Origin of the sequence: Blautia sp. BIOML-A1 (genome assembly GCF_009883055.1) — a bacterium.
GTDB lineage: Bacteria > Bacillota > Clostridia > Lachnospirales > Lachnospiraceae > Blautia_A.
The window spans coordinates 1-26,251 of sequence record NZ_WWVR01000007.1; the positions used below are offsets into that span (position 1 = coordinate 1).

The window sequence follows — 26,251 nt, forward strand, 5'->3', positions numbered from 1 at the left end:
ATCAATTTAACAAGCCCCAGCAAAAAGCCGGGGCTAATACTTCAATTATTTTAGGACATTTTCAAAAACGCTTGACATGTTTAATTTCGACATAAGATAATCGTATGACGCAGAGATAAAAGCACCTGCTTTTGCTCACTTTGAAGAATATTTCGAGATTTTCTGTTTTTTTGCTTGCAAAAACCATATTCATCTGGTAGAATAAAATCTGTTGAAAAAAAGCGTCAAGGAGGTGCTATCATGGCTAAATGCGCAGTTTGTGAAAAAGGTGCTTATTTCGGAAATAATGTAAGTCATTCCCATAGAAGATCCAATAAAATGTGGAAATCCAATGTAAAATCCGTTAAAGTTAAAACAGCTAACGGCGGTGCACAGAAGATGTATGTATGTACTTCTTGTCTGAGATCCGGAAACGTTGAGAGAGCATAATTCCGATTTATGTATGAACTAAGAAAGGCACGGGAGATATCCCGTGCCTGTTTTCGTTATACAAACCAAAAGCTTTACCGGCAGAACATATGATAACCACAGAGAAGGCAAAGCCCGGCTGTGACAATAATGACTATATTTTCCTCTATCAGCATACCGATCACAATTCCTATCCCAATGCAGAAAATCATCAATCCCAGAAGTCTTCCCACATTCCGAACCCCGTCTTATGGTCTTACCATAGTTTATGCAAAAACTCCGCAGAATAATAACAAAGCGGACAAGTCCGCTTCAAACTCCCTGAATCCCTGCAAAGCAAAAAAAGCTTTATCGCATCTCTACGATAAAGCTTCTGTCCATATTATTCATGATCAGATTTCCGTTTCGCTTTCCGCATCACTGTTTTTGCCAAATCCGGAAGCAAAGCGGTCTACAAAATCCGGCACCATATCAAGAACCTTGGTAAGTCCATCCTGATTCTTTACATTGACAAGCTTGGTAGTTCCATTCTGGATAACCAGCACTGCACTCGGTGTCAGTTTTCCTGTCATTCCGCCGCCGCCATTGTTTTTCTTATCGCTCTCAAAAGCACCTGCACCTACCCCGAAAGAAACATCCACCAGAGGGAGGATGATCGTATCTCCAACATGGATTGCCTCTCCCACTACAGTTTTGGCAGAAATAAATGCGTCCATTCCTTTAAAAAGAGAATTTACAGTATCCTTAAAATTGTTTTCACCTGACATAAGCCTGTCCTCCTTTATTTATGTTTCCATCGTCTGATGACATATTTTATATTTTTATCAAAATACAGCTCAAGTGCTGTTTTGACCAGCATAACACCATACACCCTGCCTCTGAAATGCGCATGTCCATAAAGAACATTTCTGTTTTCAAAAAGCGGTGTGACCCGAATACAGTTTCTGTGAAGAGGGATCGTCATTCCAAGTACTGCAAGAATCGAACCTGTAACAGAAGGATCTGTACAGTCAAATGCCAGTTCTCCCTCTATCCTTGTCGGAAATACATGTCTTAACAGACGAAACACCTTCGTCCGCACAAGAGAGACTGCTTCCTGCGTACGAGGATGTCCGATGAATGCACTCCACCAGTCGATCTTATCGCAAAGAGCATCTTTCTTCCTGGAAAGCTTCTCCATATCCTCAGGAATCTTCATGATCCTTCGATGGACTGCTTTTATTTTGTCCCAGAGCTTCCTGGTTTTATTCCCGAGATTATAAAACAGTTTCTTTAACTTCTCTGCCATCTCATGCCATCTGCGTTCCTTCTCGGCATCCTGGTCTGACAGGATTTCTTCTTCATTCTCCGGTGAAGCCACCTGAATGGATTCTGTATCTTCTTCTCTGTGCTTTTGCTCATCCTCAAAAGATTCCAGAAGAGGACTGTCTGTTGTTTCTATATAAGTATCTGAAGGTTCTCCTTCGTCCTTCCAGGCTCCGCTGTCATCCAGAGTCTCTTTCTTATCAGCATCTGACGTTTGTTTCTTCTTACGGTTCTTGATTTTCTTAAGAAGCTTCATCAGTGGGATTCCAAAAAGCCGAAAATCCACATCTGTCTGTCCCTCTGTAAATCCAAGCGAAAAAGACACTCCTCCAAAAAGCCAGCTTATTCTTGCTCTCCCTGTGGCAGTACGAAACGAACCGGCTTCCTTCATGCCATCCGCCTGATATCTCACCGGACAGAACAAAAGCAGAAGCAATACAAGAAGAAGCAGCCCCAGTATGATTCCTATAAGGATCAATATAAATTTTATGATCATCCACAAAATATGTAGCATCGCCTCACCTGTTCTTCCAATATTCTTCTACCCGGAAATCTCCCGTCCTGTCATAGACTTCCTGAATGATCTCGACAGTCATCTCCACTGCCTCATCTTTATTTCCTGCAAGCCCGATGATCTCCGGACAGATATCTGCCGCGCTCTGCTGGATCATTGTCAGAGCCGGTATGATCTCCAGAAGATTGCGGGGATTCTCTGAAAAAGTGATAAGATACACGCCCGGTACAATCTTCCCATGATTTAGTTTACGGCGGATCCTGTCCGCCTTTTTTACGCTTTCTCCTATGCGAAGATCTCTGCACCACTTCAGCATTTCATTCCTCCCCCGGCTGTTATTTGGAGTATTTCCTTTTTTTCAGGATAGTAAACAGGGCTGCGTCAGAAACACAGCCCTATTGTACCTATTTCATGCAGAGATTCAGTCTCTGCGCTGCTTACCCCAGAGTCCCTGGCTTCGCAGTTCCAGATATTCCTGATATGCTCTTTCCACGATCTGTTTCTCATTGGAAAAACGAAGGAGATGATAAATCTCATGGAACTTGTAATAGCCGGAATCCACAAAAAACTCTTCTCTCTGAGGTCTGCTATGATAATTATCAGCCGTCATCAGATACCAATGTACTTCCTTTGTAACGATATCCTCCGGAACTGTGAAATTATAATGGCTCTTGCCGATATATTTAACTACAGTAGCCTTCACTCCAGATTCCTCGCGCACTTCACGAAGCGCTGTCTGGATATGTGTTTCACCTGGTTCTACAGTTCCCTTTGGCAGCACCCAGCCTTCGTAACGGTTCTTATAAGACTTGTAAAGTGCCAGTATCTTGCCACGATAAATTACCACACCGCCACAGCTCGTTGCTTCTATCATGTTGCAATTTCCTCCTGTACTGCGTGTGAGTTTCATACACTGAACTGTTAATAGTATAACTCTTTTTGGGCAAACTGGCAACCTTTATCGTTATTCGATCAGTCAAAATAATATGCATCAAAGACATCCGCTGCGATCGGCACTGCCGCCTCGCTTCCGGTACCACCATCCTCGACGATGACAGAAACCACGATATCCGGATTATCAACATTAGAATATCCGACAAACCAGGAATGGCTTGCACCACTTTCGTTGTATTCAGCAGAACCGGTCTTTCCTGCCACTGTATAGCCTCTTCCATTCAGAGAAGAAGCTGTACCGTTCTGTACAACCCCCTTCATCAGTTCTCCGAGGAGAGATGCTTCGTTGTCTGTCATCAGACGTTTATATGCTTCCGGCTCTGTGGTATCCACCTCATCACCGGCATGATTCTGCACCTTGTCGATCAGATATGGTTTCATCAGAACACCGCCGTTTGCAATGGAACTTGTGATCAGTGCCATGTGCATCGGAGATACCAGGGTATTTCCCTGACCGATCGCCGTCTGCATCGTGAGCGGAACTCCGGAGCTTCCATTTAAAGTAAAGGAGCTCTTACGATAGGATCTCAGCGGAAGCTTCTGATTAAACAGAAGGTCCTCGCTTGTCTTAAGAAGTGCAGCTCCGCCAAGCTGTGTTCCCATCTCCGCAAATGCACAGTTACAGGATTTCGCGAATGCCGCATAAAAATCCTCCTGTCCGTGAACGGTTCCTCCATAACACTGGATCGTATGGTCTTCTTTTGTGATACTTCCCTGGCAGTCATAGGAAAATCCGTTAAACGTTCCACGCTGACGAAGATAAGTCAGTGCCGTAACAATCTTGAAGGTCGATCCCGGAGGATACTGTCCCATTGTCGCACGGTTCAAAAGGCTGCTGTTTGTCTCATCATTTACAAGCTGTTCCCAGTTTGCTGCAATCGTATTCGGATCAAAATCCGGCTTGCTGACCATCGCAAGGATTTTTCCTGTAGATGGCTGAATGACCACAACAGCTCCTCTTCTGTCGCCCAGAGAATTATAGGCTGTTGTCTGAAGATCTGCATTCAGGGTGGAAACCACTGTATCTCCCACATTCTTGGCACCCATAAATTCGTTTTTGATCTGGGTCAGAAAGAATTCATGAGAACTCAGCAGCTGGAAATTTGCCTCCGACTCCAGACCGCTTTTGCCATTGGTATCATATCCGACAACATGTGCAAAAATATTGGAATACGGATAAGAACGTTCTTCCGTTCCGTCATCGCTGACATTCGTCTGTGCGAGTATTTCACCGTCTGAAGACATAATATTTCCCCTCACGACTCTGTCTGCAAATGTATCCTGCCTTGTATTATAAGGGCTGTTGATAAAGCTGTCTCTCTTTATGGCATTGAAATACACCAGATACCCTGCCAGTCCCAGAAAAATAAGCACAAAGAAGACAGATACAAATGTATATTCTTTATTTCTTGCCCGACGTCTCTTAGAAGCGGCGCGTTCTGTCGCCAATCTCCTCTCTTGCTCTGATTCTCTGTAATGCTTCCTTTTTTCGTTTCTCAAATTCCTCGTCCTCGTCTTCTCTCAAAATATACAGTCCCTGAATGATCGCCAGCATGAGGATCGTACTCAGAAGAGAACTTCCTCCATAGCTTACCAGCGGAAGAGTAACACCTGTCATAGGGATAAATTTGGTAGCACCGCCGATCGTCAGGAATACCTGAAATGCATACTCTGTTCCAAGTCCCAGCGCGATCAGCTTATAAAAAGGATTGATGATACGCAGCGCGATATTGACAATCATCAAAAAGAAACTCATGCATACCAGTATCAGACAGATTGCAAAAATTCCTCCCAGTTCCTCACAGATCGCACTGAAAATAAAGTCGTTCTTAACTACCGGGATAGATTCCGGAGAGCCCTGACACAGCCCCATGCCAAACCAGCCGCCGGTTCCGATCGCAAACAGTGACTGCACGATCTGATATCCTTCGTTCTGATAAACAGCCATCGGATCCTTCCATGCACTGACCCTCTGTCTGACATGTCCAAACAGATGATAGGCAGCCACCGCGGCACCGCTTCCTCCGGCAAGTCCCAGCCCGAGATACCCGACATTTCTGGTAGAAACATAAACCATCACAAGATAGGTTACAAAAAAGATCACTGCACTTCCAAGATCAGTAGAAAGAACCAGTATTCCTACATGAAGAGCTGCGATCACCGACACCTGGACAACCGCCTTAAAACTGGTATCTCTTGACAGAAAGGAGGCTGCAAAAAATACAAACGTGATCTTGATCGCCTCAGACGGCTGAACACCCAGAAGTGTCAGCTTTGCTCCGTAACTGGTCTTGGCCAGAAGAAATACCGCTGCCAGAAGTATGATACCAATTCCGGCATATATCCAGGTCAGCCTGCGCAGAAAACGCATTTTCCGGATCATGACCGGTATGACAAGTGCAACTCCGCTGGCTCCTGCTGCAACCAGAAGCTGTTTGGTCGCCATCGTGATGTCCAGACGGCACAGCATGATAAATCCGACACTCAAAAGCATACACATATTATTCAGAAGCAGCAGTGATGCTTTTTTGTACAGGATACGGTACAGTATCTGGATTGCTGCAAAAAAGATCTGCATTTCTATATAGAAACGGACCACCTTATAATCAAAGGTCTTAAGGTAGATCACAAGAAATGCGGTAAAATCGATGAAGAAGATCAGCATCAGCTGCTGACGCAAAAGCTCGTTCCTCTCCTCCTCATCCGGCTGACGCACAGTATAAAAACAATGAAACGTATAAACGATCATCAGCGTCAAGATGATATATTTGGATAATTCTACTATTACATTGATCATATGCCCCTACTCGGCTCCTCTTTTAAAATGTCCTTTTGTAAAGTTCCTTTCGGCAGGTATACGGTTATGATAATATACCCCCAGAAATTCATCCAGAATCTTCTCTGTTTCTTCTTCATTCTCCATAGTAAGCGAAATGCGCAGCGACTGCATCCCAAGTGCAGCCACCTGCTTTGCTTCCTTAAGGAGTCCATATGGCAGACTGTTATAGATTATATTATAACAGCGTTCTTTTTTTCCTGTAGCCCCTGTTTTCCATGGATGGCAGACACAGACTGCTGTAAATTCCTTCTCATACCTGTCCTTCAGAACCATGCTTCCCTCCTGCATGTCACAGGAAGAAAGATTCCTGCGAACACACTGCGCCGACTGCATGAGCGGAATATATCCATACACGATCAGTTCGCTGTGCTGATTGTTTCTGTGACGCATTTCTGCTTCCTTCAATTCCAGCGGAACTGTATTCTTAAGAATCTTCTGTTTCTCCCAGAAATCAACCGCTTCATTGTTCCAGGTATACATAGTCGCATCCAGCACCGTATATCTTTCAAGTCCCAGCGCCCTGAGCATTCCGTAGGACTCCAGATTTCTCACGAGAAAGCCCTTCATCCCCTTCTCTATCCATTCTCCGGCTGTCTCAAAGAAATGTTCCGGGGCCTGTTCTCTGGTAATATAAGGGAGTGCCAGATAGAGTTCTTTCTGATTCTGGATTTCCCTTCCAATGGCCTGTTCCATCACAGAATACGGCAGATACAGTCCTCTGACTTCTTCATGGCTCCATGCAGTCTCTGCCTGTTTCATTGTTTCACAGGATACAAACATTGGCGGGATCTCTTTATTTTGTCCAGACGCATCAAAAGACTGTGAAAACTTCGGTTTATTCTCTGCCTTACGGTACATCGGCACACAAAGCTCTTCTTCCAGCTCTGCCAGTGCATTTCTTCTGAGTTCGTTGAGGAGTTTCACCGGAACAAAGATATTTCCATCCATCTGAATATCCAGTTCTTCCCATTCAAACTCTGTATTTCCAAGCTTTTCCATCTGTTTGCGGATACGCTCCTCTGACATTGGATGCTCCTTCGCAAACTGCACTTCGCCGTCAGAAACCACCACCTGTTTATCCCTGCAGGAAATCTGCAGGATTGCAGGACTTTCCGGATAAAGCATCAGGCTTCCCGTGATCTTCTCTCTGCATTTCTTAAGTTCTGTTGAAACACCGCCCGTCTTTTTCTCGTTGGAAAACGCCATCATAGACGGTCCGTTGTGCTGTTTATAATATCCCGTACAGGAGCCGCCTCTGTTGAAGATATCCAGAATGTATCTCCGGTCTTCTTCCGTCACCCGGTACCCTTCTCTGTCCCTTGATAATATATCCAAATATTTCCTGTACATGCCTGTGACTCCGGCTGTATATCCCGGCTGTTTCATTCTTCCCTCGATTTTGAGCGAGATCACACCCGCATCTATGATCTCCGGTAAAATATCCAGCGTACAGATATCCTTAAGACTCAGAGGACAAAGTTCCTCTTTCTTTTGAAATCTTCTTTCTTCCCCCTTACGCACCTGATACGGCAGACGGCATGGCTGTGCGCATCTGCCACGATTGCCGCTTCTGCCTCCCAGGATGCTGCTCATCAGGCACTGTCCCGAAAAGCTGTAGCACAAAGCTCCATGGACAAAGGCTTCTATTTCAATGCTGCTCTTTCTGTGCATGGCGGCAAGCTCTTCAAGGCTCAGTTCTCTGGCTGCAACCACACGGGCTGCACCCTGCTCTTCGAGAAACTTCATTCCCTCCGGACCGGTAACTGCCATCTGCGTACTGGCATGGATATGCATCTTCGGAAAATTCCTGCGGATAAACTGGAACACACCGAGATCCTGGACAATAACAGCATCCAGTCCCGCCTCATACAATGGCTTCAGAGAATCAAAAAGCTTCTCCTTAATCTCGCGATTCTTAAGAAGCGTGTTTACTGTAAGATATAGCTTCCTGCCATGAATATGCGCTGTCCGAATCGCACGGATCAGCTCTTCCTGTGTAAAATTCTGTGCATAGGCCCTGGCACCAAAATCCGGACCGCCAACATAAACTGCATCCGCACCGGCTCCGATCGCAGCTTCGAATCCCTCATAAGAACCTGCCGGTGAAAGTAATTCTATTTCCTGTTTCTTCAAATCGGTCTTTCCTTTCATCTGGTCTTGTGACTTTATCGGAACATTACGAAGTAACTTCCTATAAAGTAAATAAAGAGGACTACCGAAGCAATCCCCTCCCTACTCTTACTTAAGTAACTTATCGATTTCCTGTTCCAGTTCTTTGACCTTGCCTTCAAGAAGTTCCTTCTGATGTCTGGCATCGGATTCCTTCTTCTCGGTTTCTTCGATCTTCATGCGGAGTGCGATCAGCTCATGCTTCAGTTCATACATCTCCTGATCCTTCTGCTGAAGATCCTGCTCAAATATCTCCGCCTGTTTCTTTGCCTTGAAATAATCATCGGTAACATTCAGACTGAGCAGTGTATGCTTTGTCTCCATCGGCTGGCGGGAATATCCCGGCATTTCGCTTAATTCAGACATTTTGTTATTTATATATGATGCCACTTTCTGAAAATACTCTTCAGATTCGTAGCCGCCCAGAGTTATGATCTTTCCTCCGATGACTACCTGCGCCGTATTTTTGACTGCCATAACAAGCCTCCCGTATCTTAAACTTTCATCTTTCTTCCATAACGGAAACAGATCAGATCCTGCTGATCTGAGGCGTAGTAATGCTTCTTACACCTTGTCTGTACTCCATTATAATCGAATTTTGTAAAAATGTATAGGAATTTTTAAGAAATCTTGCAAGTATTACATTTTAGGATTACTGTGCAGGTACTGAAAAATCATGAAATCCTGTCGATTCCGAGATGTTTGTAGGCAAGTGCGGACGCTGTGCGCCCCCGCGGAGTTCTGTTGAGAAATCCATTCTGCAGAAGATACGGCTCGTAAACATCCTCCAGAGTACCCGCATCTTCACCGATGGCCGCAGCCAGGGTCTCCAGTCCCACCGGGCCGCCCTGAAAATTCACAATCAGAGTCTTGAGAATTCTTCTGTCGATCTTGTCCAGGCCATACTGATCCACCTCGAGAAGATCCAGTGCAAAGACAGCCACCTCATAGGTGATCCTTCCATCATATTTGACCTGTGCAAAATCCCGGACTCTCTTAAGAAGGCGGTTTGCAAGACGCGGGGTTCCTCTCGAACGCTTGGCGATCTCCGCCGCACCTCTTTTGTCGATCTCGACTCCCAGAACATCTGCCGAACGAAGTATGATCGTCTGAAGTTCCTCTTTATTATAAAATTCCAGATGATGCATCACACCAAAACGGTCGCGAAGCGGTGCCGAGAGAAGCCCGGCCCTCGTCGTTGCGCCAACCAAAGTGAATTTCGGAAGATCCAGACGGATGGATCTGGCAGAGGCACCCTTGCCGATCATGATATCAATCGCAAAATCCTCCATTGCCGGATAGAGTACCTCCTCCACCTGACGGTTCAGACGATGAATCTCATCCACAAAAAGGACATCTCCCTCCTGAAGGTTATTCAGAATGGCCGCCATCTCTCCGGGTTTCTCGATTGCCGGTCCGGAGGTCACCTTCATATGAGTTCCCATCTCATTGGCAATGATTCCGGACAGAGTAGTCTTACCCAGACCCGGAGGACCGTAAAAAAGGACGTGATCCAGTGCATCATGCCTCTGTTTGGCAGCTTCTATATATATTTTGAGTGTATTCTTGGTTTTTTCCTGACCAATGTATTCATCAAGAGTCTGCGGACGGAGGCTTCCCTCCAGCGGCAGATCCTCCTCTGTCACATCTGTTGTGATCATTCTTTTTTCCATCTATATCATCGCTCCATTGTATATTGCTGTAAACCCTGCCATTATAGCTGCTTCAGGGCTGCTTTCAGGATTGCCTCCACATCACCCGGATCCACATCCGTAACCTTATGCACTGCCTTCAGTGCCTCGGAACTGCTGTATCCAAGAGCTGTCAACGCTTCCACAGCCTCCTGGCGTCCATCATGGAAATCTGTGTCATTCAGGTCTGCATTTTCCTGTTCATGCATCAGTTTCTTCTCAAATGCATCCTCCAGCTTCAGCTTGTCCTTCAGCTCAAGAATCAGCTTCTGCGCTGTCTTCTTGCCGATTCCCGGTGCCCTGGAAAGCGTCTTTACATCATCGGAAAGCACTGCAAACCGCAGTTCATCGGCACTAAGCCCTGCGAGCACTCCCAGCGCTGCCTTCGGACCGATGCCATTCACACTGAGGAGCAGGCGGAACACCTGAAGGTCATCCTTATGCCAGAACCCGTACAGCTGCATGGCATCCTCTCTCACCTGGAAATAGGTATGGATCTTCACCTTTCCCTCCATGCGGGCTGCCTGCTCGATCGCCTCTCCTGTCATAAATATCTCATATCCGATCCCGCCTGTTTCTATGATCACAGAATTTTCTGTTATATCTGCCACCTGGCCGCAAATGAATGAAATCATGCAAAATCTACTCCCGCTTCAAATTAATTTTTTCCTGTTTTTCAATCATAACATAACCCCGGGCAAAAAGCAAACATCTATTCGAGTCATTCCGGAATATACAAAATCCCGGCCGGAGAAAGAAAAGACTTCTTTCTCCGGCCGGGATCGTATTTTTACCAATATGGGGTTTAGAGAATAACTTTTCTCGGACATGCTTCCTTACATGCACCGCAGTTTGTACATTTGTCATAATCAATATGTGCACAGAAATCTGTCACAGTGATCGCACCGTTCGGACAGGTCTTCTCGCACTTCTTACATCCGATGCATCCAATCTCGCAGGCTTCTGTGACTGCCTTTCCTTTGGCATGGGAGCTGCAGCCTACAAAAGTTTTCTGCTCATATGGTGCAAGCTCGATCAGATGATGCGGGCATTTTGCAATACATTTACCACAGGCTTTACATTTGTCGCGGTCAACCACTGCCACACCGTTAATGATATGGATCGCATCAAACGGACATGCCTTTACGCAGCTTCCGAATCCCATGCATCCATAGGAACAGGATTTTGCTCCGCCGCCCGGGACAAATGCCATCATTTCACAGTCTTCCACACCTGTGTATGTATAATTGTCTTTTGTTTTTTCGCAGGTTCCTGTGCATTTTACGAACGCAGCCATACGGGTGCTCTCAACAACCTCCTGGCCCATGATCCCTGCAATAACTTTTCCTGCCGCTTCGCCGCCTACCGGACATGCATTGACAGGAGCTTCACCCTTGGCGATTGCTGCTGCCAGACCATCACAGCCCGGGTATCCACAACCGCCGCAGTTATTTCCCGGAAGAGCCGCACGGACAGCAACCTCTCGTTCATCTACTTCTACCGCAAACTTCTTACCGGCTACACCAAGGAAAATTCCAATAAAGAGGCCTACTGCTGCAACAACGACAGTTGCCACGATAATCGCATTCATATCCATAATCTCTGCCTCCTCTGTTACTTAATCAGTCCGGAGAATCCGAAGAAAGCAATCGCCATCAGACCTGCTGTGAGCAGGACAGTCGGGAAGCCTTTGAAAGATTCCGGAACATCGTTGAATTCAATTTTTTCTCTGATACCAGCCATCAGAGTAATGGAAATGGTAAAACCAACTGCTGTGGCAAATCCGTTCACAGTTCCCTGAAGGATGTTGTAGCTTTTCTGTACGTTTGTCAGTGCAACACCGAGAACTGCACAGTTTGTTGTGATCAGAGGAAGATATACACCAAGTGACTGATAAAGTGCCGGCATACCTTTCTTGAGGAACATCTCAACAAACTGAACCAGTGCAGCGATAATAAGAATAAATACGATCGTCTGTAAATATTCCATACCTGTCGGCACCAGGATAAAGTTGTAGATCAGACCTGTTACAAAAGAGGACAATGTGATAACGAAAATAATCGCACCACCCATTCCGGCTGCTGTTTCAATTCTCTTGGATACACCGAAGAACGGGCAGAGTCCGAGGAACTGGCTCAGGACTACGTTGTTGACGATCGCAGAGCTTACCAGGATTAGTAATAATTCTTTCATGCTTCCTTGCCTCCTTTGCACATTGTATTGTTGCAGGTATCGCAGCCTGAACAGCATCCACAGCCTTCACTTGGATCAATACCTCTCTTTGCTGCACCGATCTTAAACTTGTTCTGAAGTGCTGCAAGCATGGCAAGAACAAAGAAAGCTCCAGGCGCAAGGATAAAGATCGTGATCGGCTCATAGCCCATCTTTCCGGCTGCCGCATCAGCAAGCGGAAGGATCTGACGTCCGAAGAGTTGTCCTGCACCAAGAAGTTCACGTACTGCACCGATACAGGTGATACTTAAAGTAAAACCAAGTCCCATGCCAATACCATCAAAGAGTGACGGAATCGGAGGATTCTTTGAAGCATAAGCCTCTGCACGGCCAAGAATGATACAGTTTACAACAATAAGAGGAATATAAATTCCAAGTGCAGAATAAAGACTCGGAATGAATCCCTCTAACAGCATCTGCACGATGGTTACAAAAGATGCAACGACAACGATAAAGGCCGGCATACGAACTCCATCCGGAATAAACTTCCGAAGAAGGGAGATCATAAGGTTGGACATTGCCAGAACTACAGTTGTAGTCAGACCCATTCCGATACCGTTGATCGCAGATGTAGTAACCGCCAGTGTAGGACACATACCCAGCACCAGCACAAAAGTCGGGTTTTCTTTGATAATACCGTTTACAAGACGTTCTGCAGGTGTATTTGCTTTCATGACTCTGCTCCTCCTTCCACATAACGAAATGCACAAAGGCCGGCATTTACACCGTTTGTCATGGCATTTGTAGTAATTGTGGCACCACTGATGGCATCGATCTGATCGTCAGATGTGGCCCCTGTCTTGGTGTACTCGAATTTTTCTACTTTTTTGTCCTTGAACTGATCCTGGAAATCCGGATTTTTGGCCTTCATACCAAGTCCTGCAGTCTCGCTGATGGACAGGATGGAAATTCCATTTAAAGTTCCGTCATTCTGAATTCCCATGGTAAACTGGATATCTCCGCCATATCCTTCAGAATCTGTGACATTGAGTGCATAGCCGATCGTCTCGCCGGAAGCATCCTTCGCTTCCATGACTTCATTGATCGTCTGTGCGTTAAAATTGTTTTCTGCAAGGTTTGCTGCCAGTGCATCGGCATCCACTTCACATGGTTCAAAGCTGTCTGCATCTTCAAATACAGCCTTGTATGCCTCCTGCTTGGACTGTTCCTGCTGCTGTGCGATAGGGCCTTCCGTGATATCCTGGACTACGCCAAGAGCCAGACCTGCCACAAGCGTGATCGCAGTGATCGCGATCGTATCTTTTACAATACTCATGCTTTCTTACCTCCTTTTCCAAAGGCAACCGGTTTGGTCACTTTCTCGATCAGCGGTACCAGAAGGTTACAGAAGATGATCGCATAGGAAACACCCTCTGCGGATCCGCCAAAGAGACGGAAGATCGCGGTAACAACACCAAGACAGCATCCGTAGATCAGCTGGCCCTTCGGTGTGATCGGAGTTGTTACATAGTCTGTCGCCATGAACCATGCACCAAGCATAAGTCCGCCGCCGAACAGATGGCTGAAAAGATAGTTCACATCAAAGCCTTTGCCTGTTCCAAGCATATAAAAGATCACAAATACTGCAAAGCTTCCGATATATGTAAGCGGGATCTTGAGATCAATGACCTTGAATGCAAGGAGGATCACTGCACCGATCAGGATCGCAAGAGCAGAAGTTTCTCCGATGGTTCCATGAATGTTACCGATGAACAGATTTTTTACAGAAATGGAATCTGCTGTGAATCCGCTGTTCTTAAGCTCTGCAAGTGCAGTTGCTCCTGTAACGGTATCAATGCAATGATATCCGCTCAGCTTGTCCACTGCAAAATCGGTCATTTTACCTGTGAAAGAAATCATCAGGAAGCATCTTGCAGCCAGTGCCGGGTTCATAAAGTTCTGTCCAAGTCCGCCAAAAAGCTGCTTTACAACGATGATCGCAAAAGCACTGCCAAGTACAGGCATCCACAGCGGGATCTGAGGCGGCATATTGAGTGCAAGCAGAAGTCCTGTAACTGCTGCACTGAAATCAGTAACGGTATTCTTTTTATGCATAAGACGGTCATACAGCCATTCAAAAAATACGCTGGATGCTACCGTCACAAGTACAACAAGAAATGCACGGAAGCCGAAGTTCCAGATACCAAACAGTGTGGTTGGAAGCAGTGCAAGCACGACAAGCTGCATGATCCGACCTGTTGTCATTTTGTCCCTGACATGAGGATTAGATGATACATTTAACATTTGTTCCATTTTGTTCCCTCCCCCTATTTCTTCTTACGGCTGGCAAGAACCATTTTTCGCATGGATTTGATACTCTGGGTCAACGGTCTCTTTGCCGGGCAGATGTAACTGCAGCATCCGCACTCACAGCACTCCATACCATCCAGGGCTTCAAAGCCTGCCATATCACCACGTTCAGCCAGCGTAGCCAGACGTGCCGGAAGAACATGACCTGGACAGACACTTACGCAGCGTCCGCAGTTGATACACGCTGTCTGGATCTTCTGTGCTTCAGCTACTGCATCATGTTCCAGGAAAAGGAACGCAGATGTTGTCTTTGTACATGGAATATGAAGCTCATACAGCGGGAATCCCATCATCGGACCACCGGAAATAATCTTTTCGATCTTTGCTTTCAGTCCTCCTGCCGCATCGATCAGCTCTGACATATCTGTTCCTGTATAGACACTGAAGTTCTTAGGCGCTTTAATACCATCACCTGTTATCGTTACAACTCTGTCCACAACTGGTTTTCCCAGAATCACCGCTTCATATATAGCAATAACAGTTGCAACGTTATCTACCACACATCCGACATCTGCCGGGAGCATTGTGGAATTGATCTCTCTGCCGGTTGTGGCATAGATCAGAGTACGCTCACCACCCTGTGGATATTTGGTCATAACTTCTTTGACTTCGATTCTCGGGATATCCTTTACCAGTTTCTGCATCTTTTCGATACAGTCCGGTTTGTTATCCTCAATGCAGATATAGCCTTTGGCAGAATCAAAGAGTTTAAGGATCACCTTAAGTCCTTCTACAACCTTCTCCGGCTCTTCCAGCATTCTTCGATAGTCACTTGTAATATAAGGTTCACACTCTGCACCGTTTACCAGTACATATTCAATCTTGGAAGGATCCTTCGGTGCCAGCTTGACATGGGTCGGGAATCCGGCTCCACCCATACCAACAACTCCGCCTTCCTTGATACGGTTCAGGATCTCTTCTTTCGTCAGATCCTCAAGTGCAGCAGGAACAAACTCTACTTCCTGATACTGCTGGTCATTATCTACGATGACTGCATCAACCATTGCCCCTGTAGCATTCAGTCTCTTCTCGATGCCCTTGACGGTACCGGATACAGATGCATGCTGAGGTACCGATACAAATCCGCCTGCATCGGCAATCTTCTGTCCTGCAAGAACCTGGTCACCTTTTTTGACACACGGAACAGATGGAGCTCCAATGTGCTGAGACATCAGATAGACCATATCTCCCTTTGGGAGATACTTCTCAACCGGCTGGTTCTTTGCCAGTTCCTTACCTTCGTAAGGATGGATTCCGCCTTTAAAGGTCAGTTTTCCCATATATTCGTTTCCTCCTTTTTCATGAGCTCTGCCCAGAACGACCTGCTCATGTTTATTTTCTTTCTGATGATATCGCAAAACCCTATTTATACTATACATCTTTTTCTTCAAAAATTCACTACCAAATTTTCAAAATATTGTGTATAATCAAATACAATCAAGAAAGGAAAAATATCACATGATTGTTAAAAAAATGCCGATTTTACAAGGGTTTCCGACCCCTGATACTGTTAAATTTTTGTCGAGTACAGAATTAAAATTGTCAGAATTTACACCTGTTTTTTATGATATTGAGACTACAGGTTTATCCAGATATTCCACCTTTGTCTACCTCATCGGAGCCGTCAAATGGGAACAGAATCAGTGGATCCTCACACAGTGGCTCGGAGAATCTCCGGAAGAAGAAGCCTTGATCATTCGCGAATTCACTAACTATCTACAGGATTCAACCTATACGATCCAGTACAACGGAGATCGTTTTGACCAGCCCTATCTTGAAGAACGCTGCCGAAAAAATGAGCTTCCGTCTCCATTTGAAGGACTCGCCTCAATCGATGTCTATCAGGTACTTAAATCCTGTCAAAGTTTGTTTAAATTATCACGAATGAAGCAGCCTGACCTGGAAAATCTCTTCCCTTCCATGCACAGAATCTACTGTGATGGAGGACAGTGTATCCGCCTGTACCGCTCCTATATGAAAAAAAAGGATCCAAAAGCACTGGAAACTGTGCTCGGACACAACCAGGAAGACTTACATGGTCTCGGACTTGTCTTTACGCTTCTGAGTTACAGATCACTCTATCTCGGAAAATACGAGCCTTCTGCAATCCGCATTCATGATCAGCAGGAGCTCGTGATCACACTGAAGCTAGAGCATCCGGTACCGATATCTGTCTCCTGTGTCACAGATGAATTTTACTTTACCGCCGACAGAGAGGAAGCACGTCTGCTTCTCCATCTAAAAAACGGAAAGCTCCGACAATACTACTCCAATTATAAGGATTACGAGTATCTTCCCGGAGAAGATCAGGCAATTCCCAAATCCCTCAGCCGCTATATGGACAAAAGTCTTCGAATGCCGGCCACACCTCAGACCTGTTATACATGGTTTCAATGTGACAAAAATTTTCTTAACAGCACTTCCATGCAAATGCAGTATCTGACACACTCTCTTCCCTGTCTTCTCAACAATCTCGGAACCAGGCGTACAAGTCCTTCTTAAGGCTTTGCAATACTTATTCGGAAATTTACAAAGTAATTTCCAAATAAAACAAAAAATCCCGGCAGATCTTAAGTCTGCCGGGATTTAATATTCTCGAGAACTAATTAAGCTTCTGTATCTTCTTCTGCCTGTGCAGGAGCTTCCAGTGCTTTCATGCTGAGGCTGATCTTCTTGTCTTCACCGTTGAAGTCAACAACCTTTGCCTCGATTTCCTGTCCGATGGAAAGTACATCAGATGGTTTTGCAACGTGCTCTCTGGAAATCTGGGATACGTGAAGAAGTGCATCGATTCCAGGTGCCAGTTCAACAAATGCACCAAAATCTGTCATACGGGCAACTTTACCAGTTACAACGTTTCCTACTGCAAATTTCTCTGCAGCTGTCAGCCATGGATTCTCTTCCGGGAATTTCATGGAAAGTGCAATCTTGTCTCCATTAATCTCTTTGATCATAACTTTAACTTCATCGCCAACGTTGAATACTTTCTTCGGATTCTCTACTCTGCCCCAGGACATTTCGGAAATATGAAGAAGTCCGTCTGCTCCGCCAAGATCGATGAATGCACCGAAATCTGTAACGTTCTTAACAGTACCTGTAACAACATCACCAACGTTGATCTTTTCCATGAGTTCTTTCTGTTTCTCTGCTTTCTCAGCAAGAAGAAGCTGTTTACGGTTACCGATGATACGGCGTCTTCTCGGGTTGAACTCTGTGATCACGAATTCGATTTCCTGATCTGCGTATTTGGAAAGATCTTTCTCATAAGTATCGGATACAAGGCTTGCAGGGATGAATACTCTTGCTTCATCAATGTTTACACAAAGTCCGCCATCCAGTACCTGTGTTACAGGTGCTTTGAGTACTTCCTGAGATTCAAAAGCAGCTTCCAGACGTTTGTTGCCTTTCTCTGCAGCAAGACGTTTGTATGTCAGGATAACCTGTCCCTCTCCATCATTTACTTTCAGGACTTTTGCTTCCATAGTATCACCAACTTTAACTGCATCGGTAAGTACCAGGGAAGAATCGTTGGAATATTCATTCTTTGTGATGATACCATCTGCTTTATAACCGATATTCAGGATGATCTCATCCTCTTTGACATCGATAACAGTACCCTGTACGATCTCTCCATTTCTGATTGTTTTTACGGAATCCTCCAGCATCTGTTCAAAACTTAATTCTGACATGTTCTTGAACCTCCTCAATAATTTTCTTTGGGGTGGACGCCCCTGCTGTAATACCTACACAACTACTGCGATGGAACATTTCAGAATCCAAGTCTACAGGTGTTTGTATATAGTAAGTATTTCCACATTCCTCTTTGCATATTTCAAACAGCTTTTGAGTATTGGAACTATGTCTGCCACCGATGACAAGCATAGTGTCTACCTCTCCGGCTATGTTTTTTGCTTCTTTCTGCCGTTCTTCAGTAGCATTACAAATAGTGTTTAAAATATTGCTAATATTTAAAACATTATTATAATACCTCTTTTCGCAAAGAATTTCAACTAATTCTTTAAATTTGTTGTAATTAAATGTCGTCTGTGATACGATGCACGCCTCCATATCCGGATCGGGAATCATATTTTCAACATCTTCTCTGTTCTTGAGAACCCTGTAAGGACCATGACACCATCCGCAGATTCCCTGAACCTCCGGATGCTTCGGATCACCAAAAATAAAAATCTGTCTGCCTGCAAGGCTTTCCTTCTCGACGATCCTGTGTATCTTCAGAACGAAAGGACAGGTAACATCCACATACTCAAGATTGTTTTCTTTGAGTTTCTGATAAATATCTCTCCCTACTCCATGGGACCGGATCACAACCGTACCGTCCCTGATCTGATCCAGTTCTTCTGCCTGAATCACCTGAACGCCCCTGGATTCCAGATCAGATACAACCTCTTCATTGTGGATGATCGGGCCCAGAGTATAGATCGGAGAAACTCCCTCTTCGATCAGCTGATAGACTTTATCGACCGCACGTTTGACCCCAAAGCAGAATCCGGCAGTTTTGGCTACTTTTACCTTCATACTCCTCATTCCTCTTCTGATACTTTTGTGTGATATACAGAAAGGATCTTCTCCACGGTCTCATCAATCGTAAGCTCTGAGGAATCCACAAGGACCGCATCCTTCGCCTGACAGAGCGGAGAAACCTCTCTGGTCATATCCCTGTGATCCCTCTCCTCGATGGTTTTCTGGATTTCTACAAGATTACAGTCCTCTCCTCTTTCCTGATATTCCAGATAACGGCGGCGTGCTCTGGTCAGAGAACTTGCTGTAAGGTAAATTTTGACATCCGCATCCGGCAGAATGGTTGTTCCGATATCTCTCCCGTCCATGACGACACTCATGGCCCTTGCCAGCTTGCGCTGCAGATCCAGAAGCTTTGCCCTCACCCGCGGCACTGCTGAGCTTACGGAAGCCATCCCGCTTACTTCCTCCGTGCGAAGATAGTCATTTACATTTTCTCCGTCAAGAAGGACGATCTGCTCTCCGTTCTGATACTCAATAGAAATCTCCGCATTCTGACATGCTTCTCCGATCTCGTCCAGATTTTCCCGGTTTACGCCCTTTCTCAGAAGATAAAGTGCCATAGCCCGATACATGGCTCCTGTGTCCACGTATACAAACGAAAGCTCTTTTGCCACTTTTTTTGCTACCGTGCTTTTGCCCGCTCCTGCCGGACCGTCAATTGCAATATTGTGTACCATTTATTTCATCCTCCTGCTTATTTCTTTGTTACTGTTCGCAGTAACTCTTTTCACTTATATCCATAGCAGCAAGATATGCGGTGGACCATGCAATCTGAAGATTATAGCCCCCTGTTACTGCATCAAGATCAAGAACTTCTCCTGTAAAATACAGGTTTTTGATTTTTTTGGATTCCATGCTTCCCGGATTGATATCCCTGACAGAGACTCCACCCTGTGTAATGACTGCTTCTTTAAATTCGCCCGGCTCTGTGATCGTAAACGGAAAATTCTTGACTGTCATGCCGAAAGCAAGTCTCTCTTCTCTGGATATCTCATGGATCACTTTATCCCCTGGTATTCCGCCGATTTCAAGCATTACCGGTGTCAGAGAAGAAGGAAACAGGACTCCTATCACATTTTTGAACTGTTTATTCTTACCATTTTCAAATTCTCTCAGGATCCTCTCATCCAGCTGTTCCAGAGAAAGTGCCGGCTTAAGGTCAATAAACGCAGTCAGTTCTTCTCCCTTGACCAGATATTTGCCAAGTCTGGCACTGGCACTTAAGATCAGAGGACCTGTAACACCGGTATGTGTAAACATCATCTCCCCGAAATCCCGATAAAGAATCTTCTTGCCGCGTCTGACGGTAAGTTCCACATTCTTAAGAGAAAGACCTGTCATCCTCGGAATGTAATCTTCTCTGGTCTTAAGCGGAACCAGGGATGGAATACAGTCTGTCACCTGATGCCCGGTTTCTCTGGCAAAACGGTATCCGTCTCCTGTGGATCCCGTCGTTGGATAAGACAGACCACCTGTCGCGACAACTACAGCGTCTGCGCGCTTTATTTCACCATCTGCAAGAGAAACTCCCACAGCAGCACCGTCCTGCGTCAGAATCTCTCTGACCTCGCTTCTGAATCTGACATGAACACCATACTTCTTCATCAGACGTTCCAGACCACGGATGATATCTGATGAGCGGTCAGATTCCGGAAATACACGGTTTCCTCTCTCCGTCTTAAGCGGTACCCCCGCTTCTTCAAGGAGAGCCATCATATCCTGACTGTTAAAAGTATAAAATGCACTGTACAGAAACTTGCTGTTCGTCATGACTGCCCGGAGCAGTTCTTCAACCTCACAGTTATTTGTAACATTGCATCTCCCTTTTCCTGTAATATAGAGTTTTTTTCCCAGCTTTTCATTCTTTTCAAACAGAAAAACCTCACAGCCGTTTCTGGCGGCAATAATACTGCACAGCATACCTGCTGCTCCGCCTCCGACAATTATCACTTTATTCATGGAAATCCTTTCTTTTTTGCAAGCAAGCCCGTCAGAAAAATCTGGCGGGCCTGCTTTCCTGTATCAGAATCCTATCCAAAACAGGGACTTCTTTATATTTTTTTAGACCGGATATGCTCCGTTTTCTGTATCTGCAGCTTTTTCGTCTACTTTCTTCTCCTGAGCCTGACGGTATTTGAAGAAATCAGTAGCAACCTGCGGGAACAGTGCATAGGACAGAACGTCCTCATCCTGCTCTTTGTAAGCAGACATTTCTGTTTCCAGCTTATCCAGCTCGTTGTCGAGAAGGTCTGCCGGACGACAGGTAATCGGTTTTGCATCGCCGATGCACTTCTTCTGTACTTCCTGGTTGAACGGTTTTACGGTTGCTCCGTATTTTCCTAACAGGATGTCTTTTGTTTCTTTTGTTACCATCTTGTATCTCTCGCCCATAAGTACGTTAAATACAGCCTGTGTACCAACGATCTGGGAAGACGGAGTTACGAGCGGCGGCTCACCAAGGTCTTTACGAACCTTCGGAACTTCCTCAAGAACATCATAGAATTTATCTTCTGCATGCTGTTCTTTCAGCTGTGATGTCAGGTTGGAAAGCATTCCGCCCGGTACCTGATACAGAAGAGTCTTGATATTAACGCCAAGGTTCTTCGGATTCAGAAGGCCACTGTCCAGAGCTTCATCACGGATCGGACGGAAGTAATCAGCGATCTCAGCAAGGAGTTTCTGATCAAATCCTGTGTCATATGGTGTACCCTTGAAGGTTTCTACCATAACCTCTGTTGCAGGCTGGGAAGTTCCCAGAGCGAACGGAGACATTGCAGTGTCGATGATGTCAACGCCTGCCTCTACTGCCTTGAGGTATGTCATGGAAGCAACACCGGATGTGTAATGTGTATGAAGGTCGATCGGGATGCTTACAGCATCTTTGAGTGCTCCTACAAGCTCAGTTGCTTTGTAAGGAAGCAGAAGACCTGCCATATCTTTGATACAGATAGAATCTGCACCCATCTCTTCGATGTGTTTTGCGATGTTTACCCAGTACTCAAGAGTATATGCATCGCCTAAAGTGTAGGAAAGAGCAACCTGTGCGTGTGCTTTTTCTTTGTTTGCAGCCTTTACAGCTGTCTGAAGGTTACGCATATCATTGAGACAGTCAAAAATACGGATGATGTCGATTCCGTTTGCTGCGGATTTCTGTACGAAATATTCTACTACATCATCTGCGTACGGACGGTATCCAAGGATGTTCTGTCCACGGAAGAGCATCTGAAGTTTGGTGTTTTTGAAGCCGTCACGTAATTTACGAAGTCTTTCCCACGGATCTTCCTTGAGGAAACGAAGGGAAGCGTCAAAAGTAGCTCCACCCCAGCACTCTACTGCATGGTAGCCGACTTTATCCATTTTATCTACGATTGGAAGCATCTGTTCTGTGGTCAGTCTGGTTGCAATCAGAGACTGATGTGCATCACGGAGAACAGTTTCCACAATTTTTACAGGTTTTTTTTCTAATTCAGCCATTATGTTTTCTCCTTGTATTTATTAAGTACTCTAGATCAGACTCCAAAGATAGCCATGAAGGTTCCAGCTGCAACGGCTGTTCCGATTACACCGGCTACGTTCGGTCCCATCGCATGCATCAGAAGGAAGTTTGTAGGATCCGCTTCTGCACCGACTTTCTGAGAAACACGGGCAGCCATAGGAACCGCAGATACACCTGCCGAACCGATTAGAGGATTGATCTTTCCGCCTGACAGTTTACACATCAGTTTACCGAGCATACATCCGCCAAAGGTACCAAATGCAAACGCTACAAGACCAAGAACAACGATTTTCAGAGTGTCAATATTAAGGAATGCTTCTGCACTTGTGGAAGCACCTACAGATGTACCAAGCAGGATAACTACGATGTACATCAGCGCGTTGGATGCTGTTTCTGTAAGCTGTTTAACAACGCCAGACTCACGGAAGAGGTTACCAAGCATCAGCATACCTACCAGCGGAGCTGTTGTAGGAAGAATCAGGCACACAACGATGGTAATTACGATCGGGAAGAGAATCTTCTCGATTTTGGTTACAGGACGAAGCTGATCCATTTTGATTTTACGTTCTTTCTCTGTAGTACAGAGTTTCATGATTGGCGGCTGAATGATCGGAACCAGTGACATATAAGAATATGCCGCCACCGCGATCGGTCCCATTAAAGTGGTCTGTCCAAGTTTTCCTGCAAGGAAAATGGAAGTAGGACCATCTGCTCCACCGATGATGGAGATTGCTGCTGCTGCCTTTCCGTTGAATCCAAGGAAGATTGCAAGGAAGTATGCAACATAGATACCAAGCTGTGCAGCTGCTCCAAGAAGGAAACTCTTCGGATTGGCAATCAGCGGACCAAAGTCTGTCATCGCACCAACGCCCATAAAGATCAGGGACGGAAGAATACTCCACTCATCAAGGATATAGAAGTAATGCAGAAGACCACCAACACCATTGGACATGTCTTCCGGATTTGCCATAATATCCGGGTAGATATTTACCAGGAGCATACCAAAAGCGATCGGAACCAGAAGAAGCGGCTCAAAACCTTTTTTGATAGCAAGGAATAAGAATACACACGCCACCGCGATCATCAGATAGTTTCCCCATGTCAGGTTAAAAAATGCCGTCTGATGAATCAGGTTGGACAGGGTTTCTGTTACATAAGACATTTGATTACCTCCCGTCCTAGTTCATTGTAGCCAGAGTATCTCCGTTTTCTACGGATGCGCCTTCGGATGTATCGATGCTGGCTACAGTACCATCCTGAGGAGCAACAACCGGGATTTCCATCTTCATGGATTCCAGGATCACGATGTTGTCTCCTGCTTTTACTGCCTGTCCTGCGGAAGCTACGACTTTGAGGACTTTACCTGGTACAGAAGCAGTAACTTTCACTGCACCTGCTCCTGCTGCCGGTGCTGCTGCCTTAGGAGCTGCTTTCGGTGCTGCCTTCGGTGCTGCTACAGGTGCTGCTGCCGGTGTGCTTACGCTTCCTGTTTCTTCTACAGTAACTTCATATGCTGTTCCGTTTACGGTGATTGTATAGCTTTTCATTTTTAATCCTCCTAAAATTGTCAATTACCTTTTTTTACGGTTGATCTTACGAATGGAGCGTACAACAAATCCGTCTGTTGTAGTTCCCTCTGATGCCGCGATTGCCGCTGCAATTACAGCGATCAGTTCTGAATCATCAGCTTCCTCCTGTACAGGTACTGCCACAGGAACCGGCGCCGGTGCCGGAGTTTCTTCTTTCTTCTTCTTAACCTGCTGTGCCCCGGATCCCGGAACAAATTTAAACAGGGAAATAAGGAAGATCAGGAATATAAGGATCACAAATACAGTACCAAGTCCCATGAGAGTATTCAGTGCTGCATTCTTCATGGTTGTCGCAAAAGAATACTTAACATCAACGGTCAGGGAAGTAGGGTTCATTTTTTTGTCGATTACGTAGACAAAGTCTGCGTCTTCTTTTTCGAATTCGACCTCAACAGTAGCAGTGTATTCCTTATCCTTATCGTCATACTCTACTTCTACTGTGTCACCGATCTCCTTCAGGTCACCTACTTCTTTCTTAACACCACTCCAGGCTGTCATCGCATTTACAACAAATTCATTATCTTCTTCCAGGTACTGCTCGATCTCAGCATCTGACAAGCCGATAATTTCATCTGTTACTGCTCCAACATAAGCTTCAACCTGAGTCTTAACATTATCATCCATCTCACCGTCTGCCCAGACAAGAGCTGTGCCTGAGAACATCAGAGATGCGGCACACGCAAACGCAGCACAGGTAGTGGATGCTTTCTTTAACATCTGATTCATATGCTCACCTCGCTTAGACTGTGCCATGTTTCTTAGCTGGACGGTCTTCTCTCTTTGTGAACAGCATTTCAAATGCTCCGATCACGTATTTACGTGTATCAGCCGGAGCGATCACAGTATCTACATAACCTCTTGCTGCTGCGGACTCTACGTTAGACTGCAGTGCTCTGTACTCAGCTGCCTTCTCATTCAGGACAGAAGCCTCTGATCCCGGATACATGATCTTGGCTGCCATGGAGGCATCCATCATACCGATTTCTGCATTCTCCCATGCATAAACAAAATCTGCTCCTACAGATTTGCTGTTCATAGCCACATAAGCAGTTCCGTATGCCTTGCCGATGATCACATTAACCTTCGGTACAGTTGCGGATGCAAATGCGTGAACAAGTTCTCCGACAGCTTTTGCCATTACCTTTTCGCTGCATACGGTTGCATTGAATCCGGTTACATTTGTAAGAGTCAGCACCGGAATTTCAAAAGCATCACAGAATTTAACAAATCCGGCAGCTTTTCTTGCACCTCTTGCAGAAAGAGTTCCATCGAATTCTTCTGCCTTCTTGCCTTCTGCATCGTAAACTTCTGTTCTGTTGGCTACTGCACCTACAGTCATTCCGTTTACACGAAGGAAACCGGTAACAACGTCTTTACCATAGTCTCTCTTTGTCTCAAAGAAAATTCCATTGTCTGCGATTCTGGAAAGTGCGAGGGATGTGTCTCCTGCACATGCTGCGATATCTTCGCATGCACGGTTCAGATCATCTGTGCACTCTTCAAAAGAATCGTTGTCTTCGAAATTGGATGGAAGAAGTCCGATAAGCTGACGGATTTCAGCAAGAATCTCTTCCTCTGATTCTACTGCATCGATAAGTCCAGTTTCTTTGCTCTGGAATTCTGCAGATGCTGTGTCGCATTTCTCTGTGTAGTTTCCATCCAGTGCATTCGGGCTGTTTACAAACATCTTGCCTTTCTTGGATTCGATGAATGTAAAGTCTGTCAGTGCCGGAACAACTGCCATTCCTCCGCCACAGGTACCAAATACAGCTGTGATCTGCGGGATCATTCCGGATGCCATTGTCTGTTTCAGATAAATTCCACCAAACGCTTCCAGTGCATCTGTTGCTTCCTGCAGACGCATTCCTGCACAGTCAACAAGACCGATCACCGGTGCGCCTGTCTTCATAGCCAGGTCATATAAAGCAGAAATCTTCTTTGCATGCATCTCGCCGACTGTTCCGTTCAGTACGGAAGCATCCTGGCTATATACATAGACAAGATTTCCGTCGATCACACCATATCCGGTGATAACACCGTCTGAAGGCGCTTTTGTTTCAGCCATGTTAAAATCTGTGGATCTGGCTGTTACGCTTTTCCCGATTTCAACAAAACTGTTGGCGTCAAGCAAAGAATTTATTCTTGTGCCTGCTAAGCTTTGTGTTGCATTACTCATTCTCTTTTGCCCTCCATGTTTATAAA

At 45.5% G+C, this 26,251-nt stretch carries 28 protein-coding genes; 2 read left to right on the forward strand and 26 right to left on the reverse strand.

Annotation, left to right across the window (positions count from 1 at the left end):
* Positions 1-240: 240 nt before the first annotated feature.
* On the forward strand, positions 241-429 hold the full coding sequence (gene rpmB / locus GT674_RS04885) for a 50S ribosomal protein L28 (protein WP_161284689.1): 189 nt from the start codon (positions 241-243) through the stop codon (positions 427-429).
* Positions 430-503: 74 nt separating this feature from the next.
* On the opposite strand, the gene GT674_RS17075 is transcribed toward rpmB, so the two are convergent.
* The 17 genes from GT674_RS17075 to rsxC form a co-directional block, all read right to left on the reverse strand.
* Complete coding sequence (locus GT674_RS17075) at positions 504-641, reverse strand: hypothetical protein (RefSeq protein ID WP_173902339.1); 138 nt, start codon at positions 639-641, stop codon at positions 504-506.
* A gap of 159 nt (positions 642-800) precedes the next feature.
* Positions 801-1,175 (reverse strand): GerW family sporulation protein, encoded by a 375-nt coding sequence (locus tag GT674_RS04890; protein WP_161284690.1) that lies wholly within the window; start codon positions 1,173-1,175, stop codon positions 801-803.
* A gap of 14 nt (positions 1,176-1,189) precedes the next feature.
* Positions 1,190-2,227, reverse strand: coding sequence for a DUF2953 domain-containing protein (locus GT674_RS04895; RefSeq protein ID WP_161284691.1), 1,038 nt, complete (start codon positions 2,225-2,227; stop codon positions 1,190-1,192).
* Between the two features lie 4 nt (positions 2,228-2,231).
* A complete protein-coding gene (locus GT674_RS04900) occupies positions 2,232-2,543 on the reverse strand; it encodes a hypothetical protein (protein WP_161284692.1) in 312 nt (103 codons plus the stop codon).
* A 105-nt stretch (positions 2,544-2,648) separates the two neighbouring features.
* Positions 2,649-3,101: an NUDIX hydrolase gene (locus GT674_RS04905; protein ID WP_161284693.1), complete on the reverse strand. Its 453-nt coding sequence runs from the start codon at positions 3,099-3,101 to the stop codon at positions 2,649-2,651.
* A 98-nt stretch (positions 3,102-3,199) separates the two neighbouring features.
* On the reverse strand, positions 3,200-4,555 hold the full coding sequence (locus GT674_RS04910) for a peptidoglycan D,D-transpeptidase FtsI family protein (protein WP_161284779.1): 1,356 nt from the start codon (positions 4,553-4,555) through the stop codon (positions 3,200-3,202).
* Between the two features lie 49 nt (positions 4,556-4,604).
* The gene (locus GT674_RS04915; protein ID WP_161284694.1) at positions 4,605-5,978 is read right to left on the reverse strand and encodes an FtsW/RodA/SpoVE family cell cycle protein; all 1,374 of its coding nucleotides are present in this window, start codon (positions 5,976-5,978) and stop codon (positions 4,605-4,607) included.
* 6 nt (positions 5,979-5,984) lie between these two features.
* Positions 5,985-8,153, reverse strand: coding sequence for a peptidase U32 family protein (locus tag GT674_RS04920; RefSeq protein ID WP_243149063.1), 2,169 nt, complete (start codon positions 8,151-8,153; stop codon positions 5,985-5,987).
* 105 nt (positions 8,154-8,258) lie between these two features.
* Complete coding sequence (gene zapA, locus GT674_RS04925; RefSeq protein ID WP_161284696.1) at positions 8,259-8,666, reverse strand: cell division protein ZapA; 408 nt, start codon at positions 8,664-8,666, stop codon at positions 8,259-8,261.
* 197 nt (positions 8,667-8,863) lie between these two features.
* Positions 8,864-9,862: a Holliday junction branch migration DNA helicase RuvB gene (gene ruvB / locus GT674_RS04930; RefSeq protein WP_161284697.1), complete on the reverse strand. Its 999-nt coding sequence runs from the start codon at positions 9,860-9,862 to the stop codon at positions 8,864-8,866.
* A gap of 41 nt (positions 9,863-9,903) precedes the next feature.
* On the reverse strand, positions 9,904-10,515 hold the full coding sequence (ruvA, locus tag GT674_RS04935) for a Holliday junction branch migration protein RuvA (protein WP_161284698.1): 612 nt from the start codon (positions 10,513-10,515) through the stop codon (positions 9,904-9,906).
* 170 nt (positions 10,516-10,685) lie between these two features.
* Positions 10,686-11,477, reverse strand: coding sequence for an RnfABCDGE type electron transport complex subunit B (locus GT674_RS04940; RefSeq protein WP_161284699.1), 792 nt, complete (start codon positions 11,475-11,477; stop codon positions 10,686-10,688).
* Between the two features lie 17 nt (positions 11,478-11,494).
* Positions 11,495-12,073, reverse strand: a complete 579-nt coding sequence (gene rsxA / locus GT674_RS04945; protein ID WP_161284700.1) for an electron transport complex subunit RsxA — start codon at positions 12,071-12,073, stop codon at positions 11,495-11,497.
* Positions 12,070-12,786 (reverse strand): electron transport complex subunit RsxE, encoded by a 717-nt coding sequence (rsxE, locus tag GT674_RS04950; protein ID WP_161284701.1) that lies wholly within the window; start codon positions 12,784-12,786, stop codon positions 12,070-12,072. The genes rsxA and rsxE overlap by 4 nt, the downstream gene beginning before the upstream one ends.
* Complete coding sequence (locus GT674_RS04955) at positions 12,783-13,388, reverse strand: RnfABCDGE type electron transport complex subunit G (protein ID WP_161284702.1); 606 nt, start codon at positions 13,386-13,388, stop codon at positions 12,783-12,785. Before GT674_RS04955 ends, rsxE begins: the two co-directional genes overlap by 4 nt.
* The gene (locus GT674_RS04960) at positions 13,385-14,365 is read right to left on the reverse strand and encodes an RnfABCDGE type electron transport complex subunit D (protein WP_161284703.1); all 981 of its coding nucleotides are present in this window, start codon (positions 14,363-14,365) and stop codon (positions 13,385-13,387) included. Before GT674_RS04960 ends, GT674_RS04955 begins: the two co-directional genes overlap by 4 nt.
* 14 nt (positions 14,366-14,379) lie before the next feature.
* Positions 14,380-15,702: an electron transport complex subunit RsxC gene (gene rsxC, locus GT674_RS04965; RefSeq protein ID WP_161284704.1), complete on the reverse strand. Its 1,323-nt coding sequence runs from the start codon at positions 15,700-15,702 to the stop codon at positions 14,380-14,382.
* 178 nt (positions 15,703-15,880) lie between these two features.
* On the opposite strand from rsxC, the gene GT674_RS04970 reads away from it, so the two are divergent.
* Complete coding sequence (locus GT674_RS04970) at positions 15,881-16,924, forward strand: ribonuclease H-like domain-containing protein (RefSeq protein ID WP_161284705.1); 1,044 nt, start codon at positions 15,881-15,883, stop codon at positions 16,922-16,924.
* A gap of 104 nt (positions 16,925-17,028) precedes the next feature.
* Here the strand turns inward: GT674_RS04970 and rpsA are convergent, their stop codons facing one another.
* The 9 genes from rpsA to GT674_RS05015 form a co-directional block, all read right to left on the reverse strand.
* Positions 17,029-18,111 (reverse strand): 30S ribosomal protein S1, encoded by a 1,083-nt coding sequence (gene rpsA / locus GT674_RS04975; RefSeq protein WP_161284706.1) that lies wholly within the window; start codon positions 18,109-18,111, stop codon positions 17,029-17,031.
* Positions 18,092-18,958, reverse strand: coding sequence for a 4-hydroxy-3-methylbut-2-enyl diphosphate reductase (gene ispH, locus GT674_RS04980; protein ID WP_161284707.1), 867 nt, complete (start codon positions 18,956-18,958; stop codon positions 18,092-18,094). Before ispH ends, rpsA begins: the two co-directional genes overlap by 20 nt.
* Positions 18,959-18,963: 5 nt before the next feature.
* A complete protein-coding gene (gene cmk / locus GT674_RS04985) occupies positions 18,964-19,641 on the reverse strand; it encodes a (d)CMP kinase (protein ID WP_161284708.1) in 678 nt (225 codons plus the stop codon).
* A gap of 28 nt (positions 19,642-19,669) precedes the next feature.
* Positions 19,670-20,923, reverse strand: coding sequence for an NAD(P)/FAD-dependent oxidoreductase (locus tag GT674_RS04990; protein ID WP_161284709.1), 1,254 nt, complete (start codon positions 20,921-20,923; stop codon positions 19,670-19,672).
* 102 nt (positions 20,924-21,025) lie between these two features.
* Positions 21,026-22,438 carry an oxaloacetate decarboxylase subunit alpha gene (locus tag GT674_RS04995; protein WP_161284710.1) on the reverse strand — a complete coding sequence of 471 codons (1,413 nt, stop codon included), beginning with the start codon at positions 22,436-22,438 and terminating at the stop codon, positions 21,026-21,028.
* Positions 22,439-22,473: 35 nt separating this feature from the next.
* Positions 22,474-23,622, reverse strand: coding sequence for a sodium ion-translocating decarboxylase subunit beta (locus GT674_RS05000; protein ID WP_161284711.1), 1,149 nt, complete (start codon positions 23,620-23,622; stop codon positions 22,474-22,476).
* Positions 23,623-23,638: 16 nt separating this feature from the next.
* Entirely contained in the window at positions 23,639-24,007 is a 369-nt protein-coding gene (locus GT674_RS05005) for a biotin/lipoyl-binding carrier protein (RefSeq protein WP_161284712.1), read from the reverse strand.
* A gap of 24 nt (positions 24,008-24,031) precedes the next feature.
* Positions 24,032-24,775: an OadG family transporter subunit gene (locus GT674_RS05010; protein WP_161284713.1), complete on the reverse strand. Its 744-nt coding sequence runs from the start codon at positions 24,773-24,775 to the stop codon at positions 24,032-24,034.
* Between the two features lie 13 nt (positions 24,776-24,788).
* On the reverse strand, positions 24,789-26,225 hold the full coding sequence (locus tag GT674_RS05015) for an acyl-CoA carboxylase subunit beta (protein WP_161284714.1): 1,437 nt from the start codon (positions 26,223-26,225) through the stop codon (positions 24,789-24,791).
* Between the last annotated feature and the right edge of the window lie 26 nt (positions 26,226-26,251).

Coding starts and splice junctions, on each gene's coding strand:
- rpmB (WP_161284689.1), top strand. CDS start 241: ATGGCTAAATGCGCAGTTTGTGAAAAAGGTGCTTATTTCGGAAATAAT.
- GT674_RS04890 (WP_161284690.1), bottom strand. CDS start 1,175: ATGTCAGGTGAAAACAATTTTAAGGATACTGTAAATTCTCTTTTTAAA.
- GT674_RS04895 (WP_161284691.1), bottom strand. CDS start 2,227: ATGCTACATATTTTGTGGATGATCATAAAATTTATATTGATCCTTATA.
- GT674_RS04900 (WP_161284692.1), bottom strand. CDS start 2,543: ATGCTGAAGTGGTGCAGAGATCTTCGCATAGGAGAAAGCGTAAAAAAG.
- GT674_RS04905 (WP_161284693.1), bottom strand. CDS start 3,101: ATGATAGAAGCAACGAGCTGTGGCGGTGTGGTAATTTATCGTGGCAAG.
- GT674_RS04915 (WP_161284694.1), bottom strand. CDS start 5,978: ATGATCAATGTAATAGTAGAATTATCCAAATATATCATCTTGACGCTG.
- zapA (WP_161284696.1), bottom strand. CDS start 8,666: ATGGCAGTCAAAAATACGGCGCAGGTAGTCATCGGAGGAAAGATCATA.
- ruvB (WP_161284697.1), bottom strand. CDS start 9,862: ATGGAAAAAAGAATGATCACAACAGATGTGACAGAGGAGGATCTGCCG.
- ruvA (WP_161284698.1), bottom strand. CDS start 10,515: ATGATTTCATTCATTTGCGGCCAGGTGGCAGATATAACAGAAAATTCT.
- GT674_RS04940 (WP_161284699.1), bottom strand. CDS start 11,477: ATGGATATGAATGCGATTATCGTGGCAACTGTCGTTGTTGCAGCAGTA.
- rsxA (WP_161284700.1), bottom strand. CDS start 12,073: ATGAAAGAATTATTACTAATCCTGGTAAGCTCTGCGATCGTCAACAAC.
- rsxE (WP_161284701.1), bottom strand. CDS start 12,786: ATGAAAGCAAATACACCTGCAGAACGTCTTGTAAACGGTATTATCAAA.
- GT674_RS04955 (WP_161284702.1), bottom strand. CDS start 13,388: ATGAGTATTGTAAAAGATACGATCGCGATCACTGCGATCACGCTTGTG.
- GT674_RS04960 (WP_161284703.1), bottom strand. CDS start 14,365: ATGGAACAAATGTTAAATGTATCATCTAATCCTCATGTCAGGGACAAA.
- rsxC (WP_161284704.1), bottom strand. CDS start 15,702: ATGGGAAAACTGACCTTTAAAGGCGGAATCCATCCTTACGAAGGTAAG.
- GT674_RS04970 (WP_161284705.1), top strand. CDS start 15,881: ATGATTGTTAAAAAAATGCCGATTTTACAAGGGTTTCCGACCCCTGAT.
- rpsA (WP_161284706.1), bottom strand. CDS start 18,111: ATGTCAGAATTAAGTTTTGAACAGATGCTGGAGGATTCCGTAAAAACA.
- ispH (WP_161284707.1), bottom strand. CDS start 18,958: ATGAAGGTAAAAGTAGCCAAAACTGCCGGATTCTGCTTTGGGGTCAAA.
- cmk (WP_161284708.1), bottom strand. CDS start 19,641: ATGGTACACAATATTGCAATTGACGGTCCGGCAGGAGCGGGCAAAAGC.
- GT674_RS04990 (WP_161284709.1), bottom strand. CDS start 20,923: ATGAATAAAGTGATAATTGTCGGAGGCGGAGCAGCAGGTATGCTGTGC.
- GT674_RS04995 (WP_161284710.1), bottom strand. CDS start 22,438: ATGGCTGAATTAGAAAAAAAACCTGTAAAAATTGTGGAAACTGTTCTC.
- GT674_RS05000 (WP_161284711.1), bottom strand. CDS start 23,622: ATGTCTTATGTAACAGAAACCCTGTCCAACCTGATTCATCAGACGGCA.
- GT674_RS05005 (WP_161284712.1), bottom strand. CDS start 24,007: ATGAAAAGCTATACAATCACCGTAAACGGAACAGCATATGAAGTTACT.
- GT674_RS05010 (WP_161284713.1), bottom strand. CDS start 24,775: ATGAATCAGATGTTAAAGAAAGCATCCACTACCTGTGCTGCGTTTGCG.
- GT674_RS05015 (WP_161284714.1), bottom strand. CDS start 26,225: ATGAGTAATGCAACACAAAGCTTAGCAGGCACAAGAATAAATTCTTTG.